The sequence below is a fragment of the Novacetimonas cocois genome (genome assembly GCF_003311635.1).
GTDB classification, from domain to species: domain Bacteria; phylum Pseudomonadota; class Alphaproteobacteria; order Acetobacterales; family Acetobacteraceae; genus Novacetimonas; species Novacetimonas cocois.
In genome coordinates this window covers 1-820 of the sequence record NZ_QEXL01000068.1, presented here as the reverse complement: position 1 = coordinate 820, position 820 = coordinate 1, and the positions used below count along the sequence as shown (strand labels likewise).

Sequence of the window (820 nt, the reverse complement as noted above, 5' to 3'; positions counted from 1 at the left end):
GGGCGTGTCGTCAGTTAGCATCTGGTGCCATGAGGCTTGTACTCCCGTTTGATCTGTGATGTTTTGTCCCTGTTTTCAGGGAGAGAATGAATGCGACGATATGGCCTGAGTGACAGCCAGTGGGAACGGATAAAGGATCTTCTCCCGGGTCGTGAAGGCCATGTCGGCGGAACGGCTGCCGATAACCGTCTGTTTGTGGAAGCGGTTCTGTATCGTTACCGTGCCGGCATTCCCTGGCGTGACCTGCCTGTCCGTTCTGGTGACTGGAAAAACGTCCACCGGCGACTGCGTCGCTGGTGCGAAGGCGGCGTGATCGAACGGATTTTCCGGCATCTGGCCGCCGATCGTGACAACGGATACATGATGATCGACAGCACGATTGTCCGGGCTCACCAGCACAGTGCGGGTGCCCGTAAAAAAGGGGTGCGGATCAGGGCATCGGGCGGTCCCGTGGCGGACTGACTTCGAAAATCCACGCCATTGTCGATGCTGCAGGAAAGGCGGTCGCCCTGTCGCTGACGCCCGGGCAGAGAGCGGACATCACGGAAGCAGGTCCCCTGCTGGATGAAGTCGCTCCCAAAGCCTTTATCGCCGACAAGGCTTATGACGCCGATCCGCTTATCGAAAAGATCGAGGAACGGCAGATCACGCCGGTTGTCCCTTCAAGGAAAAACCGACGCGATCCACGGAAAATCAGCTTCCAGCTCTACAAAAACAGAAACATCATTGAACGTTTCTTCGCCAGGCTGAAGTCAACATTCCTCGCAGCCGTGCAACTCGTTTCCGCCATCATCGGAATTAACTGACGACACGCCCTAGG

Annotated in this window: 1 protein-coding gene; it reads left to right on the top strand. The window is 56.8% G+C overall.

Annotation, left to right across the window (positions count from 1 at the left end; translation table 11 throughout):
* Positions 1-90 precede the first annotated feature (90 nt).
* Positions 91-806 (top strand): IS5 family transposase gene (locus NJLHNGOC_RS15535; protein WP_113597115.1). Its coding sequence is split into 2 segments (ribosomal slippage): positions 91-421 and positions 421-806, totalling 717 coding nucleotides; the frame shifts between segments, so codons are not numbered across the junction.
* The last annotated feature ends 14 nt before the right edge of the window (positions 807-820 follow it).